Below are 20,163 nucleotides of genomic sequence, written 5' to 3'. Positions count from 1 at the left end.
CATCCTTAGCGATACATCATTTCAGGGGCACTCAGCAGCAGGCTATTCCATTGGCGCTGATTCTTTGCCTTAGCGAGCACCTGCAATGTGGCCGGGTTCAGTGTGGGCTGCAAAACATTCTGGTAGTAATGGTTATTCAGGTTTATTTCCACTCCCGACTTGGCCACATCCCGGGGGCTCATCAACAGGCGGCTGTACTGTTGTCCAACCAGCTTGGCGGCATCAAACCTGGCCGCCAGCTGGCCAGAGCCTTGCCAGGCAGCCGACATCAGCGAATATCCATCCGGGGTCGTCATGCCAAACATTGCCTGTCCCATGTTCTCAAGTGGCTTCATCACGGCTGCGCGTTGATTGATGGCGACATCAGGCGGCAGCAGGCGCAACAAACCCACCCAATATTGATATGGATTACGCAGCTTCTTGCCTAGTGATTGGTTAAATTCTTCCGTAGAGAACAGAAAATTCAACACGGCAGGGATATCACCGTCTGTTTTCAGAAAAACGTTCGCCATGTCGCCGACCAATTTGTCGGAAGGGCTGTCAGATACAAAATAGTTGGCGAGTTTTTTAGATATGAAGGTTGCAGTAGCCGGGTGTGTTGAAAGAATATCCAGTACTTCACGGATTTCATCGTAGCCGCGACCCTGGATGGTGCGTCCCAGAAATTGCTTGTTACTGAAATCATGGCGTGCCGGATTGAACTCGAACAGACCATCCCGGATATACCCGCTGGGGAATGACTTGCCCGGCTCAGCTGGTCGAATATTGACACCAGCACCCGTCAGGATCTTGGCCAGCTCCTGCACATCCTGTTGGGTATAGCCTGCATCCACACTCAGCGTATGCAACTCAACCAGCTCGCGTGCGTAATTCTCGTTGATGCGCTTGACTGCATTCTTGTCATTATTGAGATACCAGAGCATGGCCGGATGCCGCAAAGTCGCCTCAAGTAGATCACGAAACTTTCCGAGGGCGTGTGGCCGGATCGCCTCATGCTCATAGCAAGCCACCGATGCGCGGAGTGCCGCAGTCCCTTGATAGACATTGAAATGATTAAACCAGAACCAGGTCATCATCTCCTGTAACTGATTGGGGGAATACACGGCATACAGGACACTACGGAAAGCGCCATCCTGATAAATCTCATACGAATCCTTGGATAACACCCGCGTCGCCTTGACGCGCTCGTTAGGATTGTCGATCTTGTTGGAGGTGCTGCGCAATAACTCACGTGACTGGATAAATGCATCACAGCTGGGCTTGGCCAGATTCAACTGTCCGACCACGGCACCAAGCGGACCGCCAGGATGCCACTCTGCAGGCTTGAGCTGCTGTGCCAGATAAGCAGAGCGACCCAGCTTTTGCAGTTGCTGATAATCAGCGGCATTGGCTCCCCAGCTAATCCTTTTTAGCCATGCAAGATCAGAGGCTGAGGTTTGCTCCGGGCTGGCTGCATGCACTGCTGGCGCATTGAGAAAAACCGCCGCGATGAACAGACCGAGATAAACAACGCCACCCAATCTTGCACGTATGGATTTCATCTGACACCTCTGTTGAATAAACGCCGGTAGAAGTTATTTTACCAAACCCGGTCAAACCCTATGTGGCGGTTTGAAGATGACTGACTCTGGCAATTTATCCAGAAGGACGTGGGCAGTCTATGCAGGAAAGGACTTCCAGCAGCCGAACTGGTTAAAGCATCTGTAAAACACACATGGCTTATACATGATGTATCAGCATCAGTGTTGCAGGCACGTCAGGAATGAGCATACTGAACGAGCCGAGTCCCGAATCAAGGCCTGCTTAGCCTGGAAGGCTCCTAGAGCTAGGTTTGGCTGACTGCGTCACACGTGTCGATACTGCAATCATGACTTAATGAAGGCGGTTGGGATCTGCTGCACCAAACCGAACGTAGCCCCTTCGATTCTTTGCTGCAGAGGGGTGAGCTCCTCAGGCCGAATCAACAATTCCGGTTTTCCGTTGATGGCCCACCACAGTCGGTACAAAAGTTGCCTGAGCACACATAGCTTTTCGACAGATTCAATCTGTGAAACCGAGTACTGATTCAGATTCTGACATTGCACCTTGAATGTATGGATATGGCGGTCCATCTCGGCTTTTGGACACATGCCAGAGGCAATATCGGTCTGCAAATAGCGCTTCAACTCGAATGCAGCGTGAATCACCGCCAGCTGCATATTCCCGGCCACATCGACCTCACTCTGCGCATTGAAATAGGCTTCAATTTCATGATCGTAGCCATAGGCGGACGCCAGACGCACCAACGCGAAATAGTAGGCATCTGTACCCGACAATGGCTTCAGCCGGGCCAGAATGTCATCAAAACTCGCCGTAGGGAGCAGATCCTGCTGATGGCGCAATGCGACTGCACAGTAGGAAATAAGCGCCAGTACTTCGTCGCCATAATCGGCAAGTTCCTTGCCCTCTTCGCGCACCAGCAGCCAGCATGCGACGGCCCGCTTAAGCTCGCGCTCGGCCAGCGCGATTCTGCCGGACTGAGCGGCAACTTCGGCAATGCGCTTGTGCAAGCCATCACCGCGGAAACGTGCCAGATCAAGAGAAAACTGCTCAGGTCCGAAATTGAGCACGATTTCGCCTTGAGAGCCAGCGAATAACTGCCTGGCAGCCGATGGATCCAGACTGAACTCAAAACCGGTTTCGATCTCGTCTATCTCAAAACCTTTGGAAATATCCGGGCGGGCAACACGCTGCAGCGCCAGCCAGGATGATTCCATCTCGCCGACACGATAGCGGATCTGCTCTACCGGGCTGCCAGCTTGACTGAACGCCCACCCGGAGACGACAAAAGCTTCGCCATCAAAGAGCAGGTCATCCATGAAATGTTTAGCCATCACAGCTTCCCCCGCGTAGCCAGCACATTGATATACCCACCTAGCTGCTCAACTTTGTAGGTTTTCAACAATTGCGCGCTATCCATACTATCCATCTTGTCCAGAATACCGCGGGCGATCCTTGCGCCAGCCAGGGTGATGTCGAACTCGGTAAATTTAAACACCCCCGGGCCCGGATCATCGAGATCAGAGAACCAGACGCCATCCTCGGCGACGCGGATCACTTCTTCGAGCAAGGGGCGTACTTGCTGCAAATGCCCCATCTTGATATCAAAGTCTGCAATTAACAGGCCTGCACGCACCAGATTGGTTTGCACCAGGGGTGCATAACTCAAGCCATAGCGGTAATAGAACAACCGGCGCAACTTCTGTATGCCGTCTTCATAACGATCGAAATTGATGTCGATATACGCATTCAGGATCAGACAGGACGTCGCCCAGCGCGTGTGGTGGTATGCGCTAACCGGGTCGCGCCAGCGCAACAGGCGGTTGACCTCGGTTTGCAACCAGCCCATATCACGATCTTGCGGATCGTTGGCATCCAGCACACGGTAACCCAAGGCGCAGATGGCGATACCAGCCACATCGTAATTATTATGGAAGCGCTTGACAGCACGTTTGCAACATAGACGCAGTAGATTGGGATTCCTGATCGAGCGCGCCGTGCTCACCACGCGCTCGTAGAACAACTCTTTCAGGTCCACATTGAACTCGCTGATGATGAGCGTCGATATCTCAGTGTTTGCCGGGTGCTCCTGATGATCATCCACCAAGATAATCACGCGCGCATGGCTGATGTTCAGCACCTCGAGCAGCTTGCCATGATCCAGCCTCAGGCACAGCTTGCTGCCCTCTTCAACACGTGGCTCCAGATCAATCGGTGCATGTTCCGGAATGCTCAGAATAGCGCTATGTACTGTAGCGGGCTGATCCAAGCGGACGGCCATCATACTGCTGCCTACCTGATGATCAAAATCGATATGCATACTCACTCTACTCAGGGATTTTCTACTTAGCAAAATGCTTAAAATTTATTTTATGCATCTGATAGACTAAACATTAAGATATGCAGATGCAGATATATTGATGCAAAGGTATCATTTTTGCTTAGGTTTCTGCACGCGATTTTTTTAAACATCACTGCTGGAATCAATATTGGAATACAAACATTCTATTGATCATACATTGATCAGCCTCGATGGATCCCCATGGGCTGGCGCATCCAGCGTCACTCTGACTCATCAGGACACGCAGATCGTCTTGGAGAAAATCTCTTCTGACAAAAGGACTTTCTACAAGATTGACCATAACACTCTTATCGAGTTTCCACATTTTAATGATTTAAAAGTAACGACAGATTCCAGCAACTCAACGGAACCACTGACGGCCAAGTTACTGTTAGAGCCTTTTGATGTTGACGAATATGAAGTTGCCTGGAAGCGGATCGCATCTACAGCGCGTCCGATCAAAGATGCAAACTTACTGCGGGTTTGCTGTAAACGTGCCATCTGGCTCAATCAAAGCAGCTTCGAAATGCTGGGTCTGTGTGTATGCCCAGTAGGCTACCGCATTCTCGACGCAGATGACCCAAACGACCCTGATCTTGTGTGGTTCGAGCAACAATCCCAACGTCTTCTTGATTGGGAGGAAGAAGTCAAGGTACCCGCTTTTGCACGCTGGAGCACCTCTGTACTCATGGTATGGGGATATATCTTGCTGAACCTCGGCAAGTATGAGGAAGGCATCGACTGCCTCAGGAAACTGCTGCATTATCGTGCCAGCATACGCTATGCCGCGTTGATTCAAACCAATCTGGTACGCTCGTCGCTTTTGATCGCCGACTATGAAATCAAGCATGGCCAGATGAGTTCTGCCATACGCCACTTGGAAGAAATCTCTGAGATTACTTGTGATGGCATCATCTTCTCTGACATCAGCAAGCCCAAGAACGGCTATATCAAATTCAGTGAATTCGAAGCTGTAGTGCGCGGGACCAAAGAAGCGAAGAAAGCACTCATCGCGATAAATCAAGGAAAAACGCCTGAACAGATCACTGCAGCTTACCGGGTTACCGAGGTTGGCGGTTATGTCAGCGTATTGCACAAACGGGGCAGGATCATCAATGGCGCATAGTTATATCGACCATGTACGCATCGACCAGAATACTTACTATATTGGTGGATGGGCACTTTCTGACCAAAACGAACCAGCAACTGGTTTTATTTTCGGCAAAAAGAAAAAACATGCCCTTAACTTCACTGCTATCGAAAGGAAAGACCTGGTAAAAAAATCTGGTGCATCCGCCTTGATGGCAGGATTTGAAGTCGCGCTCACCGATGCGGAAGCTAAAAGCTTCTTTATTGACAGCAACGCTGATATATCAGCCAATTTTGCAGATGGCACCAGTCTCGCGCTTACTGCACCAAGAAATATCAAAGACTACATCCCATCAAAGTCTCAGGGCTTGTTTGATAAAAGCATCACCGCATTTATTGAACTGGACTTTCAGCGCTTGGCAGCCTACTTGGTCTTGGCTCAGGAAGTTGGCATCACGCTGCAACTTGACAGCCCGATACTCATAGAAAAAGCGATTGCGGCTATTCAGTTTGCTCGGGTTGATACAAAAGTGGCCAAGCCATTACTGGATAGACTCAGACTGCAAATACAACAGCACAGTCAGGATCCGGCCTACAGCGTGCCCGCACTCCGTCTAGCGCTATTGGATGCTGCCGGTAAGCATCCACTGTCTGAGCTTGCTGCGTTATCCACGCCTACCTCCAGCCAAGATGTATATCCGGTGTTCTGTCATTCAGTACGCTTGTTACACGACTTTCATCTGAGCGACGAAAGCGCGGAATCACTCAAAGATTACATGGCTTATTCATGGACAAATTACAAGCTGCTGGCCGACATGCTTGGGGAAATGAGCTTGGACGAGCTGGAGTGCTATGACCGTCTATGCTTTGTAGCGCAACTGCTCTATCGGATGTCCTGGCTGAAAGCTGGTGAAGAAGCGGTCAGAATCAAGGAACACGAAGTAGTCGGGGTTTTTAGAAAGTTATTCATCAGCGGTTTGGGATGTATACACCCGAATCAACTTGCCTGGCTACAAACTAAAGCGTCATTGTCACAAAGTAAGTAGTGTGCCTGAGTTGGCATTTCCAGAAGGAAATGCCAACTTGATGCAAGGTGGGGATGTGTATGCACGCCACTTCGGCTCGCCAGCAAAAGCTGGCTGGCCATGCCACCCGATCGCTATGGTTTCTTTTTACCTTTGCCGGTCACAGCATTGATCAACTTTTGGATCGGTGACTTTTGCATCTTCGCTATCTTGTCTTGGATAACCTGAATAAACTCTGTATCTTCCGCACTGAATTTACTAACGTATTCCTTTAAACCTTCAGTGGCCTGCTGCTTATCCTGCATAGCGCACAGCACGCGTAGCCTGAGCTGCCAAAACTTCTCTTCATCCCCGCCTGCCGGAACGCGCTTCAGCCTCTCCAGGGCATCGGCATAGCTTTTATTCGAGAACTCCATCCTGGCTAGATTAAGCACCATCTGCGGGTCGTCAAAAGTGCCAACCACGCTCTTTAAGTATGCATAAGCCTGCGCCTTGTCTCCCATTTTTTCCAGAATCTTGGCCTTACGTTTATGCAATCCAAGTACATGACTGGGCCGGACCATTTGCTGAATGCCAATCTCAAGCCTTTCCAGCGCCTGTTGATAATCTTCAAGCTCATACAGAAGGTCGATCGCGAACAACAGGCACTGCTGGTCCGCAGGTTGCATATCGATCGCTTTTAGGCCATGTGTCAGCGCATTCTGCATATCTTTTCTTGCGTAATAAATCTCGGCGATCCTTTTTTCAAGGCGCGCCGAAGGCAAGGAATCCGGGCGCAACGCGATAGCCATGGTGTAAAGCCGGATAGCCCAGCTCGGCTTATGTTTCGCCAGACAAACGTCGCCCAACGTACTGAGATAGGCTGTAGAGCTACGGCGTAGCTTCCGTGTGCCTGAGACATCATAAGGTTTTCCGGCGAACACACTCATCATCAACGATTTGAGCTGGCCTGTTTCGTACAGAAAATGTCCTGAAGGATGCCCAGAATAGGGCAGTTTGATCAACTCCACATTGCCATAAGGGGACATTGCTGCAAACCTGGACGCATGCAGGAAATCCATATCATAAGGATCGGCGATGATGTAATAACGGCAATCCTCAGCGATCGCCTCTGCATTAATGAAGTAATTGAACTTTATTTTCTTGGCATAGATTCCCCAGCGGGTATCCCAATCCTGAGAAATATCAATCTGCGGTGATATAGCCGCCACGATATCCATTTTCAAAATGCGTGAGAATGCCAGTGCGCCAAAGCCCCCCATGCTGCTACCATACCCAATACGGGTTTGATACTTTCTGCCAGAGTCCTTGATGGCTTGCTCTATCTTCTCAAACGCTGCAGCGCTGACACCTTGGAACCAGTTATTTTTGTTTCTTGATGTCTTGAACGTAATGATGTCATAGCCTTGCTCAAGCAAGAATTTGCCGCCATAGCCCAAGCCACCACTTTGAGCCTGATCCAGATTCGCAAAGGTAAACACCAGCGTGCGCTGAGTTTTGCGCACCGCATTCTGGATATAGTCGATTTGCGTGTCACTCTCGACCGAAACGGTATCGATAGTCCAGCTTAGTGTTGATTCTGTGCTTTTTGCCATAACACTTTAGTCCGATCATTCACACTGAGAATAGCGCCGCTGAAACTCCGGGGCGCAGGCAGTTTATCGGCCGATCAAATCCGCGACACGCGTGATGATCTGAATTTCATGGGTTTGAGTATAGTTCTTCCAGTCCGGGAACTCGGTCCAGCCGTCCGCAAACACAAAATCAAGTCCGACCCGTGTCGAGGCCTGATGATCGTAGCGGCTATCACCAACGAACAGTGACGGCAAAGTCAGCTCACCAGAAGCGATGAGTCTTGCCAGGATCTCGTCTTTCGAATCCGGGCTGCCGAAGATGCCCCCCTCAAACAATCGACTCAAGTTGCGCGCAGCGAACACTTCACGCAGCTCCTGCTGATCACCGCCCGAGATCACCAGCCATTTGCTTTGGCGGCTATATTCACGCAGCTCTTCAAGCTGCGGCGTGATGGCGCATTCCATCAGTCCCTGATGCACGTAGTTAGCATAGTCCTGCAAGACCTTTTCCATCTCGCCTGCTGCTGGCGCGATCTGCAGGATGTCGGTAAAGAAATATTCGAACTTCTTGTAACGGGATATCCCGCCACGGCTTTGGTGATAGTCCTTGATGGCTTGAGCCGGCCCGGCACCATAAGGTAAGGCTGCCTCATAGAAGGAGTCTGTTTTGACACGATTGGAGTCGAGTAAAACGCCATCACAGTCGAACACGAGGGCTTGGTATTCAGAAAGCTTGCGTTGCATAGGTTCCTTGAAGTTCAGCGCGCCAGCGCCTGTGTCTACAACAGACCAGGTTTATTCCAGGCGCGGCGCTGGTTTGAAGCGCTATCAGGCTTTAGTCGATTCCAGCTGGCGTATCGCCGCTTCGACCAGCGCGATGTCTTCCGGTGTGTCCACCGGCATGGAGTTCTCTGACATGGGGATCATGCGCACTTCCCAACCCAGTTCCAGAAAACGCAGGATCTCGATGTCTTCCATCTGCTCCAGCGGGGTCTTGCTGGCCTGTGCACTGAATGCCTGAAGCGCTGCACGCGGAAAAGCATAGGTGCACACCTGGCGCCAGGAGCTCACGAAACTATGCGTCTTGGTGGTAGGGATCGCGCCTCGCGACATGTACAGCAAGCGACCATCCTGACGGAATACCGCTTTGGGTGTGGTCTTGCTGCGGAAATGCGCTTCGTCATGAATGGCACAGTAGCCATTGAGCACCTCGCCTGGGTACTGCTTGGCTGCTTCCAGCAGCACTTCGATATCCGCAGGGTCAAACAGCGGCTCATCCCCCTGCACATTAATGAACAGGTCTGCATCCAGCAGCGCAGCACATTCCGCCACACGATCGGTACCGGTCAGGCAATCCTTGGAGGTCATCAGCACCTGGATGCCCTCCGCCTCGCACACCTCGCGGATCAGATCGCTTTCAGTTGCCACATACACCATGGCCGGGTCACAGGCTTTGATCACCTGACGGTAGGTTCTGACCACCATGGGCACACCGACCAGACTCACCAGTGGCTTGCCTGGCAAACGCGAGGATTCGTAGCGGGCAGGGATGATGACCGCAATCTTGCTACTCATTCATAGCCTCCCAGTGCATAGATGGATGTCGTGTCGATCTTGTATTTGGTGGGTGTCACCGAGATCACCGGCGGCGCGGCTTCAACATTGGCATACAAACTGAATACGCGATCAAGTTCGTGACTGCGCGGATCATCGGCACCGTACCCATCAAAACCTGCCAACAGGATACGGTTGGCCTTGCCACTGGCAGCCATTGCCAGCACATAAGAGATCACCAGCGAGTTGGGGATCACGCAAGACGTTTCGTTGAACTCAAACGTGGATTCCTTGATCGACAAACCATAATCCAGCAAAGGCTTGTCCTTGAGGACTTCCTTGACGTTATCTGGCAGGGCAGACACCGGCGTGATCAAGGGTTGTGGCAGCTTGGTGTGTTCTTTGGAATCCGCCAGCAGGCGGATAGGGTGACAAGCCGCACGCAGCTGGATCAGGTCGGCACTGATACTGGCTTGTGTGTTCAGGGAGATCACCACCGGCTTTTTGTTGCGGATATAGCGCTCGATCTCGGCGCGATGGCGTCTGGCGCTCGGGCCTGCACCCACGACCAGCAAGTCTTTTCCGGAGAGTTGTTCAGCCGGGTTCCAATGGCCATCGCTACCGCCGTTGAGGATGTTGCGCCCAGTCTCCAGATCTTCCGCGCGGAATTTCTTGCCACCCTTGGATTGCAAGTATTCGATCACCGCCAGAATGTCTTCTTCGGTATAGCGCGAATCGGACAGCATCTCCTGCACATAGGTCGGGTGGATGCCGTATTTGCCAGCCAGGAAGTAGTAAGTATTGGTACCCCAACCGCACTTCACCTGCATGGGGCGGAAGTGCTGCTCGATCACTGACAGCAAAGGGGTGAGGTCCGGCTTGACCTGACGGAACTGCTCCAGCTCGATCACCAGATGCTCGGTCTTGACGTTACCAGGGCCACGGCCCATGCCGGTGACCGTACCATCGATCCAGGTCGCGCCATCCGCCACAGCACGCAAGGAGTTGGCCAGCGCGTTGCCCATGTTGTCATGCGTGTGGATACCGATGGCGCCAGCCCAACCGCGACGGATGATACCGATGATGCGCGTGGTTTGATCTGGGGTCATGCTGCCCATGCTGTCAGCAAAGTACAGCGCATCCAGCGGGTACTGGCTGGCCGCATTGGCGAGTTTCTCGATTTCCTGCTCAGGAAGATCCGCGATCTGCATCATGTTGCCACCGACCAGGTAACCCTGCTGCTTGAGCCAGGCCACACCAGGCAGGATGGCTTCGAATTCATAGGCATGGCAGGCGATACGCACCAGCTTGACTGGCGACTGAGCGGCTGGCTTGAACAGCTTCTGCAAGGCCGCGATAGGGCCGCCTTCGTATTTAAGCAGCTCGCTGGCATTTACCATCACACCGATGTTGAGGCCAGCCGGGATAGGCAGGTTCAGGATGAAATCATCCGTACCATAAGCGAAACCGCCTTTGAAACCATGACTTTCGAAGGAGCGCAGACCCACTTCGACAAAGTCTGCGGACACCGCCGACATGGCCTGGAAATACTTGGCCACCATGACAGGCTCAAAGTCCCAATCGTTATAGTAGCCGCCGTCCCGCAAGGTGCAGTCAAGCAAATGAACTTTTTGATCCATTATTGGGTGCCTATCTTTCAGTTGGTTGATACAGTCTCAGGCGTGCTGTTACAGAACGCCATGTAGTCCAACGCCATCTGTTTGCAGTCTGGCGGCAATTCGATACCACTCTTCAATCGGTGATGCAGGTTCTTGGCTTTGGAAGCCTTGCGCAGAATATCCGCCCATTCGGTCACCGCCCCCGGCGTGACATGGATACCGGTCACACCATGCTTCACCTTCTCGGCCATGCCGCCTATGCTTGAAGCGATCACCGGCAGCTTGTGGATGTAAGCTTCCTGAATGATCATCGGGGAGTTCTCCCACCAGATCGATGGAATTACCAACCAGTCGGCACGGCGCATGCGCACCTCAAGTTCGGTGCGCTCATAGGGACCGTTCCAGCGCAGAACACCTGCCTCCAGCAAGGGATCGGCCAGTTTCTTGATACGATCGCGGAATTCCCCTGTCTGCGTTTCGATGTTGGCACCGTTGATCTCGACCACCAGATCGGTATATTCATCGCGCACCAGCTGCTGTAAAGCCATCAGCAGGATATCCAGCCCCTTGTAGGGATTGATCTGACCGAAATAGCCGAACGTTGCCGGGAAGTGGCTACTGGCATCGATGTCTTCCCTGTCGTCGGCAAAGATATCGACCGTGCTGGTTTCCACTCCGCTGTCAGCCACCAGTGCATGCTTGGCATCAGCCTGCCCGTTTTCGATGACAGCGAACTTCTCGAGCGGCAGACCCCAGGCCACATAGCGGTCACGCAGAAAGTCTGACGGGCTGATGAATTTGTCGAATAGCGCAAAGATGGACATGAAGGTGTTTTTGCGCTTGGCAAAGAAGCTCAGCTCATGCTCCGGGAAGCACTTGCCGCACAAGAATTCGTTCGCCTCCTTGCATAGCGAAGTGCTACCCCGCTTGATCATCTGGCCGTCGTTCATGCAGATCGCCAGGAATTCATGCAGCGTCATGACGAACTGGGCCTTGGGCAGGATGCGCCGCATGTGGATGATGGCATCGGTACCGATGTTGAAGTAATGGTGAAAATTCACCAGCTCCGGTTCGTAATTATTGAAAAAATCCTTGATGGAGGCCGCCAGCACCTGCGTGTGGCCGTTACGAAGCAAGCGTGGATCTTCCACGCAGCCGCCCAGCAGGTATTCATTCTCGCGGTACTGCACGATCTTGCCTGGCAACACCCCGGAGTTAACCGCCGCCAGAAAACGGACGTCGCAATCCGGATAGGCTTCACGAAAACCGTTGTAGGCATTGTAGGCAGCGACTTCACCGCCACCTTTGGAAAAGTCAGGATGGGCATGGGAAACAACAAGAATGGTTCTCATGGTTTAGGCGCCCACATTCGCTAGTTCGTACATCTGGATTTCCTTGTGCAGGCTCTCATGATAATTGAGTACCTTGTTCTTGTTCTTGGCAAACGGCAGGCCGCCCGCATACACCTCGACCTCGAAGGTTTCGTTCAGCTTTCTGTGGATATGCAACACCAGATACAGATAATCGATCTCGTCCATGGGCACGGTAGGTGCAAGGTTGGTCAACTGTTTGAAGGTCTCTGCATTGCAGGCGAATGCCCCGTAGCGGGCGCTGCTGAACTTGGATTTTATGCCGGACAACTCGGACTCGGTCCGGTATTTGCCAAGCTCGGTCAAGCCTATGCTTTCCGAGGTGCCATGCACGTCACGCGCACGGAAGAAGTTGATCTTGCCAGACTCGATATTGTGCAGGTCTATGGTCTTTAGGCCACATAATTCAAGCCCTGAGCGCGCATCCACCACCAGGAAATTGGCACTGGTATTGCGGCTGAAGGAATGCCGGATATTGCCCAGCATCAGATTATTACAACCGGAAAAGACGCGTGTGGCACAGCCGAACAGATTATGCATGCGCTCCGCAATGGCCTGCATGCGGCCGATCTCCTGCTCCTGGCCCTGTATGAAGATGTTGAGGCTGATCTGCTGGGTGGCTTGCCCCAGCGTGCACATGGAGATGATGGAGTTGAGCAGATCACCTTCATAATCCCCCGAGACGATCAGGGCGAGGTTCAGCATCGATTTGGTCTGACGCACGCGTATGGAATAATCTTCCATCATCAGAAACTGATTGTGTCGCTCCGAGCGTCTGGCGTGATGCGACAAGGGGCCGTCCACGGCCAGCACGCGCTCCACCATGGTGTGCTGCGGCGTGTAGATGCCGTTCATGAAGGTTTGAATATCGACATAAGGGACACCACGCTCGATATTGCTGGATTCTTCCACCAGGCGAGCCGAGTTGGTCTCTTCGTCAACCAGGTAGATGCCGGCCTTTTCATGTGGAACGGCAGCGGCCGGAACCACGACGATAAAGCCAGCATTTTTGGAACCTTGTCCGAATGCAGTGGCAAAGGCATCTTCAATATCTTTGCGGACATATTTGAAACAATTACTCAGCATCACCGCGTGGCTGCCAGATTTCAGCGCCAAGGCATCCGGCAATTTACCGGCCGCCCAGCCGATAATCAGCAGATCGCCGCTTTCCTGCACTTCTTTCAGCACTTCAACGTAACCGCTGGCATTGGTGTTTTCACGTCCCTCCTGCAGCAGGTACTTGCGATCACCAACGATCAGCTTTTCTTCAAACAAGGTCTCCGGGAGCTGTTTGCCCAGTTTGTACTGTTCTACGATCTCCATGCCTGGCGCTTGATCCGGGCTCACTTCCAGCGGAACAGCACGAACCGAATGACCAGACTCGTCTTTCAGATGCAGCACCGTATCCGATACAGAAGCTTTGTAGCCCTGCACATAAAGGATGAAACCAGAACATTCAGTGACACGGATCCCAAAATAACTGCCGACATCCGGCCGCTCGACCAGCAATATCTGATAAGGGACAACCTGCTCACCATGCAACAATTCCAGTGTCGCATCGCCTTTGTACCAACCGGTGACGACCAGGTCATCCCTATCCGCCAAGACATAATCAATATGAAACTCTGCTTTGGTCTTCGCCATCTATTTTTCCGTTAGAATTTTCGTCCGTTAGACTTCATCATCAGTCTTCAATGAATATAGCGCATTCGCGTTACATTCTGCCTACTGTTCAACGCAGGCTCCCAATTTACAACCCCATCTGCTACTTGAGCGCACCAATACGGGGCATTTCATGGGCGACAGCATTTTATTGGCACAACAAACCGGCAGGCAAGGAGCCTAGATCGTTTGATCTCAAGCCAAGACCGCCGTTTATTACAACCTCAACCGTATGGCCATGCTGAATATCAATCGTTTGAATCGATTTGGATTTTTTGCTGGATGTAAGGTAGGTTGTCATTTCTGGAACCTGCCCAGGATTGGCGCCGCGCCATGCACTGCAATTTTAAAGCCTGATATCTGCATAAAATCCCCTGTCGAGGGCAGCCATGCGTATGCAATTTCCACACCATCCTTGCATGGCTACAACAGACTCCATTAAAGTTGTATCCGTATCCTACCACCACCGACCACAGGGTGCGATTTTTCAAGCCATATCGCGCCACAATCAGGCAGCAAATGCAGACCGGGCGAGATAGCTTGCAAGACAAGTTATTTTAATGATGCGTGATTATCTGGTAAAAAGACAAATGAGCGCCGCTGTAGCTGGAGCACCGACCAGGCGATCCTGTTTGAGCTTGCGGGCAAGTATGGGCTCACGAGCGCTTGGCGCGCGGTATAAAAACGTTATAAGTAGACTGCATATCATTTTTCTTCATTTCATTCACTTGCGGTTCAGAACGCCATTCCATGGGGCTACATGCCCATGAACAGAATCGCACTGGTAGCCTGCAACAAGAACGCCGCCAAGTTCAAGGATGACCCTTCGTTCATCTACCGTTGCGTCAATCTTGCCGCTGGCTTGAAACAGCATGGCAACGAGGTTCTGGTCTGCCATATCAGCCAACTGCCATGGCTACGCGACTTTGATGTGATCGTGTTTCACCGCCCTCGTGCCACGCTGCGCTTCAAATTGCTGATGGCCAAACTACGCCGCAGCAAGTCCATACTGATCGCCGATTTCGACGACCTGATCATGGATCCTGACTTCGTTGATTACAGCCCGGGCGTACTGAATGGCATGGTGAGTATCGCGGCAACCCGTCATTTGTTCAAACAGCATTTCCAAGCCCTGCCTTATTTCGATGCGTTCACTGTATCCACCACGCCACTCGCTGCACACCTCCATCGACTCAGGACCGATGCCAATGTGGGCGTGATCGCCAATGGCGTTTACCACGATTGGGAAGGCAAGGCGCTTTTACACAGGGATTCGGCACACAAGGACCCGGCTAAGCGCAGCGCGGCTGTCAGAAAGTGGACCATCTCCTACAACCCGGGCACACCCAGCCATGACCGTGACTTTGCCAGTGTTGCGCCAGCACTGGAACGCTTCCTGGCCAGCCACCCGCAGTCAAGGCTGGTAGTCACCGGACCGCTGAGTTTTCAGTTACGTGCCCAGCCACACCAGATCGTACGTCGCGAAAAAGTGCCGTTCGACAGATTCCATGAGTATGTACGCAGCGCCGATGTGAATCTGGCACCTCTGGAAGCCACCCCCTTTACGCGCTGCAAATCGGCCCTTAAAGTACTGGAAACCGGGTTCTGGAACATCCCGACCATCTGCTCGCGATTCCCGGATGCGGAACGCTTCATTGATGCAGGCGCGTTGATCGCAGACAATGAACAAGCGTGGTTCGACCACTTGGTCAATCTTTACGAGGATGAAGCATTCTATGGCGATTGCGTGCATCAATTACGCGCGCGCGTGTTGGAAAAAGGGAATGTGGTCAGCCTATCCGCACAATGGCTGGGCTACGTGGCCCAGACGCGCCTTGGAGCTTAAGAACTACACCATCGGGATGATGGCGCTTTACTTTGCCGTCAAACTGCGCAAAAAAGGCTATTACACCCGCCGCTCCCTCAAATGCTACCTGTTCGCCTGGCAACATCTACGCTCCACACCCGCCTTGATCCGCTATGTGGAATTCCGTCGCGACATGGGCATGCTGCTCACCAAGCGGCTGGCACAGTTGTTGCAGAAGGGATTAGGCAATCTCAATGACTATGACTACTACCTGGCACTGAGCTTTTTACTGGAGCGCACCCCGGAGCTGATCATGCCGGCCTGCTTCAGCCAGAACGCCAACGGCCTGCTGACCCCGCCCCTGGCAGCCAGCTTGCCGGAAAAGTCAGCCAAGATGGCGCTGATCTCCGAGATCCACCAGCAACAAGCGCAATGGCGCGAAGCGTTTGGCAACTGGGTCAAGCAGCAGCAGTCCGCGGGTATCTGCGTCGTGGGCAACGCGGCCAGCCTGACCGGCAAGAATATGGGGCACAAGTTCGACCAGTTTGGTGCAGTGATACGTTTCAATCTGTTCCAGACCGATGATGACACCTATGCCGATATCGGCACCCACCACGACGCCTGGGTGATGGCTCCTGGGTTTCGTGGATATGCGCCACAAAAAGTGAAGTGGTGCATCATCACCGGGCCTGATATGCGCTTCCGGCTGTCGTACTGGGACACAGTACTGCCATTGCTGCATGACAACATCCCGGTACTCACCGTGCCACTACCGGTGTGGCGTGACATCGTGGCAAAACTGAAATCACCACCAAGTGCAGGTATTGTTTTTCTCGCGTTCTTGCGTGAGCTGTTAGGTAGCTGGGAAGGCGTGCATATTGCAGGCATCGGTACCGGATTGACCTTGGGCGGGCGTTACCATAGAGCGGACAGCAAGCAGCATGCCGTGACCCGGCATGACTGGCATAAAGAAGCCAGGCTGATACGCAAATGGCAACAAGAAGGATTGAGCATCCTTGATGATGCATCCTAAAGCCCGCCATTTAGCCAAATAGGGGGCGTATTGATCGGCTTGTTTTCCAGAGCTTTATCCCGGATCCCGCATCTGGAGACCCTGCTGGGTGAGCCCACCATGCTCATCAGCCGGTTCCATGCGCCGGGAAGATTGGGACACGTGGCCGGCTGGGGCTTGAAAGCGCCCTCCTTGCGCGCCCAGCATTATGCTGAAAAACATCTGATCCCCTATTTGTATCTGGAAGAGGGTTTTCTGCGCTCGGTGAACCTGCCAGGCAAGGACGCCACGCTCTCCCTGATCGCCGACCCTGTCGGGATTTACTACGATGCCCACCACCCTTCGCTGCTGGAAGAACTGATCCCCCAGCCGCTCGACGCCCGCGCAGCGGAGCGGGCACGCCGCCTGATCGCACAATGGCGCGACAGCCGCATCTCCAAATACAACCACAACCGCGACTACACCGAAACACTGCCCACCCCGTATGTGCTGGTGGTGGATCAGACGCTGGGCGACGCCTCCATCCAGCACGGCATGGCCGATGCCGCGACCTTCCAGCACATGCTGTCCAGCGCACTGGTCGAAAATCCGGAGTGCCAGATCGTGCTCAAGTTGCACCCGGAGGTGGCTAGCGGGCGTAAGCGCGGCCATTTCGACCTGAAGCAGCTGGCAAACACGCCGCGCCTGACCGTATTGGGTGATGATGTCCACCCTGCCAGCCTGATCGCAGGGGCAGCCGCCTTGTATGTGGTCACCTCGCAGATCGGTTTCGAAGGCCTGTTATGGGGCAAACCTGTGCATACCTTTGGCATGCCGTTTTACGCAGGCTGGGGCTTGACCGAAGACAGGCTGGCCGCACCGGCACGCCGTCAGCCAGTTGAATTATTGAAGCTGGTGCATGCTGCACTGGTTGCTTATCCACGCTATGTGGATCCGGAATCCGGCCGACGCTGCGAGGTGGAACGCGTCATCAGCTGGCTGGGCCTGCAACGTCGCCTGCGTATGCGGCTGCCGGACAAGATCACGGCAATGAATTTCTCATTCTGGAAAGCGCCCATACTCAAATCATTCCTGCAAGGCAGCGAGATACGCTTTGTAAGCTCGCCCCACAGCATCGCCACGGATAGCCCGCTGGTGATCTGGGGCAATCGTAGCCGTGCAGAGCAGCTACCCACTAGCAACATCATTCGCATCGAAGATGGTTTTCTGCGCTCGGTTGGCCTGGGTGCCGACCTCACACGTCCCAGTTCCTGGGTCATCGACCGGCAGGGTATCTACTACGACGCGACCCAGGCTTCGGAACTGGAATCGCTGCTCAAGAACACCGAGTTCGATGACACCCTGCTGCAACGTGCGCAAGCGCTGAGACGCGAGATCGTCAAGACCGGCATCACCAAATACAACACCGTGGAGCGGGCGCGCTGGAAACGTCCAGACACGCAGAAGAAGTTGATCCTGGTGCCTGGCCAGGTGGAGAGTGATGCCTCCATCCAGTATGGCGGTACCAGCATACGCAGCAATCTGTCACTGCTCATGAACGTGCGTTTTCGCCACCGCGATGCCTACATCATCTACAAGCCACATCCGGACGTTGTCGCCGGGCTACGCAGCCGCGGCAAAGGCGAGTCCCAGGCACCGCACTGGTGCGATGAACTGATCACTGACATCCCCATGCACATGCTGCTGGACCAGGTGGATGAAGTACATACCATGACCTCGCTCACCGGTTTTGAAGCGCTGATGCGCGGCATCCCGGTGGTGACCTATGGTCAGCCGTTCTATGCAGGCTGGGGCCTGACCCAGGATAATGACATTCTGCCGCCGGTGCTGGCCAGACGTGGCCGCCAACTGTCGCTGGACCAACTGGTGGCCGCCACCCTGATCCTATACCCACGCTATATCAGTCGCATCACCGGCAAATTCACCACACCGGAACGTATCCTCACCGAACTGCAGATCTGGCGCAATGAGGAAGCCGGCAAGCGCCGCATCGTCCGCAAACAGCTACGCTGGTTGTTGCGCCTCAGACGTTATTGATCTCCGGGCTGTTGAGCTCTGTTGGCGATTGATTTCTCTGTGTTCAGCAGGGAACGTCAGCCCGCTTCGTCAGTCCACCTCAAGGTACGATTCAAGCAGTACATGCTTAATGTGTGCAAGTGCCACTACTTGCACGCCAAGCCGCTGTGTTAACTTGCCTGAAATGCGATCGCAGTGATGACCGTATTGCCACAAACCAGCGCCGCTGCAACAGTACCGCGATAACAGTACAGCGATAAACGAGCGTCGTGATAAACACGCAATAAATAAAAACGGCGCGATAAATAAAGCCTAACTCATGACCACCTCTCTTCTGCACCAGCGCCTGATTTCCTGTCGCCAGCATAGCGTCACGCTGGCAGAGCCGCTTAGTGAAGCCGACCTGCAGATCCAGGCAGAGGACTTCGCCAGTCCGGGAAAATGGCATCTGGCGCACACCAGCTGGTTCTTCGAAGAATTCATCCTGCGTCCGCGCGGACTGCAGTCCTCGGTCGCAGAATCGTTCCGCTTTTTGTTCAATTCTTACTACGACACTATCGGCCAACGTCAGCCACAAGGCAGGCGCGGCCTGATCAGCCGCCCCAGCCTGGCCGAGATACTCGATTACCGCGCCGAGGTCGATCATGCACTGGCCAGCTTGATGCAGACAGCGCTCGACCAGGACACACTGGAATTACTGGAACTTGGCATCCAGCACGAACAACAGCATCAGGAGTTGTTCGTCACCGACATGGTCTACAACCTGTCACAGAACCCGCTGTTACCTGCTTATTTACCCCCTGCCACAAGCAGGACTCAGCCTGCCTGCGATCAGCACTTCCTCTCGTTCGATGGCGGTCTGGTCACGATAGGCCATGATCAGGCGGGTTTCTGTTTCGACAATGAGTGCCCTGCCCACAAACACTACCTGGCGCCTTTCAAGCTGGCCAACAGGCTGGTCAGCAACGCAGACTGGCTGGCCTTCATGGAAGCGGGCGCTTACCAACAGCCTCTGTTATGGCTGTCAGACGGTTGGAAACAACGGCAACAGGCGGGCTGGGAAATGCCCCTGTACTGGCAACGCGACCAGCACGCTGGCTACGCCGCTTATGGCATGCACGGGCTGCAGCCTGTAGACCCGGCTGCCCCGGTGCGCCATATCAGCTACTTCGAAGCCGATGCGTATGCACGCTGGGCAGGTAAACGCCTGCCTACAGAAGCCGAATGGGAGCATGCCGCGCGCTCATCCAGTGCTGACACAGCGCATGCGCATGCAAGGTTTGCTGACCTGGCGCGACCAAAGCAAGCGACCATGCATGATCTGTTTGGTCAGGCCTGGCAGTGGACGGCCAGCCCCTATATCGCTTACCCGGGCTTTCAGACACGTTCGGGTGCGGTGGGGGAGTACAACGGCAAGTTCATGAACGGTCAGTACGTGCTGCGCGGCTCTTCAATCGCGACACCTGCAGGCCATGCGCGTGCCAGTTACCGTAATTTCTTTGCACCCCACCAGCGCTGGCAATTCACCGGCTTGCGGCTGGCAGAACAAGGCTGA

The 20,163-nt window shown here is 53.6% G+C and carries 15 protein-coding genes; 6 read left to right on the top strand and 9 right to left on the bottom strand.

Annotation, left to right across the window (positions count from 1 at the left end):
• Nucleotides 1-5 precede the first annotated feature (5 nt).
• The 3 genes from ED236_RS05230 to ED236_RS05220 all read right to left on the bottom strand — a co-directional run bounded on the left by ED236_RS05230 (nt 6) and on the right by ED236_RS05220 (nt 3,859).
• Nucleotides 6-1,541 carry a DUF1800 domain-containing protein gene (locus tag ED236_RS05230; RefSeq protein WP_123236888.1) on the bottom strand — a complete coding sequence of 512 codons (1,536 nt, stop codon included), beginning with the start codon at nt 1,539-1,541 and terminating at the stop codon, nt 6-8.
• Nucleotides 1,542-1,865: 324 nt separating this feature from the next.
• Nucleotides 1,866-2,873: a hypothetical protein gene (locus tag ED236_RS05225; RefSeq protein ID WP_123236887.1), complete on the bottom strand. Its 1,008-nt coding sequence runs from the start codon at nt 2,871-2,873 to the stop codon at nt 1,866-1,868.
• A complete protein-coding gene (locus ED236_RS05220; protein ID WP_123236886.1) occupies nt 2,873-3,859 on the bottom strand; it encodes a hypothetical protein in 987 nt (328 codons plus the stop codon). Before ED236_RS05220 ends, ED236_RS05225 begins: the two co-directional genes overlap by 1 nt.
• Nucleotides 3,860-4,028: 169 nt before the next feature.
• On the opposite strand from ED236_RS05220, the gene ED236_RS12375 reads away from it, so the two are divergent.
• The gene (locus ED236_RS12375) at nt 4,029-5,006 is read left to right on the top strand and encodes a tetratricopeptide repeat protein (RefSeq protein ID WP_148042253.1); all 978 of its coding nucleotides are present in this window, start codon (nt 4,029-4,031) and stop codon (nt 5,004-5,006) included.
• Nucleotides 4,996-6,015: a hypothetical protein gene (locus ED236_RS05205; RefSeq protein WP_123236883.1), complete on the top strand. Its 1,020-nt coding sequence runs from the start codon at nt 4,996-4,998 to the stop codon at nt 6,013-6,015. The genes ED236_RS12375 and ED236_RS05205 overlap by 11 nt, the downstream gene beginning before the upstream one ends.
• Before the next feature lie 113 nt (nt 6,016-6,128).
• Here ED236_RS05205 and ED236_RS05200 read toward each other — a convergent pair whose 3' ends face one another.
• The 6 genes from ED236_RS05200 to ED236_RS05175 form a co-directional block, all read right to left on the bottom strand.
• Entirely contained in the window at nt 6,129-7,589 is a 1,461-nt protein-coding gene (locus tag ED236_RS05200; RefSeq protein ID WP_123236882.1) for a tetratricopeptide repeat protein, read from the bottom strand.
• A gap of 63 nt (nt 7,590-7,652) precedes the next feature.
• Complete coding sequence (locus tag ED236_RS05195) at nt 7,653-8,312, bottom strand: HAD family hydrolase (protein ID WP_123236881.1); 660 nt, start codon at nt 8,310-8,312, stop codon at nt 7,653-7,655.
• Nucleotides 8,313-8,396: 84 nt separating this feature from the next.
• Nucleotides 8,397-9,143, bottom strand: coding sequence for a 3-deoxy-manno-octulosonate cytidylyltransferase (locus ED236_RS05190; RefSeq protein ID WP_123236880.1), 747 nt, complete (start codon nt 9,141-9,143; stop codon nt 8,397-8,399).
• Nucleotides 9,140-10,762, bottom strand: coding sequence for an aldolase catalytic domain-containing protein (locus tag ED236_RS05185; RefSeq protein ID WP_123236879.1), 1,623 nt, complete (start codon nt 10,760-10,762; stop codon nt 9,140-9,142). Before ED236_RS05185 ends, ED236_RS05190 begins: the two co-directional genes overlap by 4 nt.
• A 17-nt stretch (nt 10,763-10,779) precedes the next feature.
• Entirely contained in the window at nt 10,780-12,093 is a 1,314-nt protein-coding gene (locus ED236_RS05180) for a glycosyltransferase (RefSeq protein WP_123236878.1), read from the bottom strand.
• 3 nt (nt 12,094-12,096) lie between these two features.
• Nucleotides 12,097-13,755, bottom strand: coding sequence for a hypothetical protein (locus ED236_RS05175; RefSeq protein WP_123236877.1), 1,659 nt, complete (start codon nt 13,753-13,755; stop codon nt 12,097-12,099).
• A gap of 784 nt (nt 13,756-14,539) precedes the next feature.
• Here ED236_RS05175 and ED236_RS12490 point away from each other — a divergent pair.
• From ED236_RS12490 to egtB, 4 genes are all read left to right on the top strand, one after another.
• The gene (locus ED236_RS12490) at nt 14,540-15,619 is read left to right on the top strand and encodes a glycosyltransferase family protein (protein WP_162299583.1); all 1,080 of its coding nucleotides are present in this window, start codon (nt 14,540-14,542) and stop codon (nt 15,617-15,619) included.
• Entirely contained in the window at nt 15,609-16,613 is a 1,005-nt protein-coding gene (locus ED236_RS05170; protein WP_162299582.1) for a glycosyltransferase family 29 protein, read from the top strand. Before ED236_RS12490 ends, ED236_RS05170 begins: the two co-directional genes overlap by 11 nt.
• 30 nt (nt 16,614-16,643) lie before the next feature.
• Nucleotides 16,644-18,629, top strand: coding sequence for a capsular polysaccharide biosynthesis protein (locus ED236_RS05165; RefSeq protein ID WP_205125643.1), 1,986 nt, complete (start codon nt 16,644-16,646; stop codon nt 18,627-18,629).
• A 298-nt stretch (nt 18,630-18,927) separates the two neighbouring features.
• Nucleotides 18,928-20,163, top strand: a complete 1,236-nt coding sequence (gene egtB, locus ED236_RS05160; RefSeq protein WP_123236875.1) for an ergothioneine biosynthesis protein EgtB — start codon at nt 18,928-18,930, stop codon at nt 20,161-20,163.

This window comes from Pseudomethylobacillus aquaticus (assembly GCF_003730115.1).
Lineage (GTDB): Bacteria > Pseudomonadota > Gammaproteobacteria > Burkholderiales > Methylophilaceae > Pseudomethylobacillus > Pseudomethylobacillus aquaticus.
Note: the sequence above shows the minus strand (reverse complement) of the source record. Positions and strands in the feature narration are given on the sequence as shown.

Excerpts from the sequence above, each read along its gene's own strand:
- ED236_RS05230 (WP_123236888.1), bottom strand. The coding sequence starts at position 1,541 with ATGAAATCCATACGTGCAAGATTGGGTGGCGTTGTTTATCTCGGTCTG.
- ED236_RS05225 (WP_123236887.1), bottom strand. The coding sequence starts at position 2,873 with ATGGCTAAACATTTCATGGATGACCTGCTCTTTGATGGCGAAGCTTTT.
- ED236_RS05220 (WP_123236886.1), bottom strand. The coding sequence starts at position 3,859 with ATGCATATCGATTTTGATCATCAGGTAGGCAGCAGTATGATGGCCGTC.
- ED236_RS05205 (WP_123236883.1), top strand. The coding sequence starts at position 4,996 with ATGGCGCATAGTTATATCGACCATGTACGCATCGACCAGAATACTTAC.
- ED236_RS05200 (WP_123236882.1), bottom strand. The coding sequence starts at position 7,589 with ATGGCAAAAAGCACAGAATCAACACTAAGCTGGACTATCGATACCGTT.
- ED236_RS05195 (WP_123236881.1), bottom strand. The coding sequence starts at position 8,312 with ATGCAACGCAAGCTTTCTGAATACCAAGCCCTCGTGTTCGACTGTGAT.
- ED236_RS05190 (WP_123236880.1), bottom strand. The coding sequence starts at position 9,143 with ATGAGTAGCAAGATTGCGGTCATCATCCCTGCCCGCTACGAATCCTCG.
- ED236_RS05185 (WP_123236879.1), bottom strand. The coding sequence starts at position 10,762 with ATGGATCAAAAAGTTCATTTGCTTGACTGCACCTTGCGGGACGGCGGC.
- ED236_RS05180 (WP_123236878.1), bottom strand. The coding sequence starts at position 12,093 with ATGAGAACCATTCTTGTTGTTTCCCATGCCCATCCTGACTTTTCCAAA.
- ED236_RS05175 (WP_123236877.1), bottom strand. The coding sequence starts at position 13,755 with ATGGCGAAGACCAAAGCAGAGTTTCATATTGATTATGTCTTGGCGGAT.
- ED236_RS12490 (WP_162299583.1), top strand. The coding sequence starts at position 14,540 with ATGAACAGAATCGCACTGGTAGCCTGCAACAAGAACGCCGCCAAGTTC.
- egtB (WP_123236875.1), top strand. The coding sequence starts at position 18,928 with ATGACCACCTCTCTTCTGCACCAGCGCCTGATTTCCTGTCGCCAGCAT.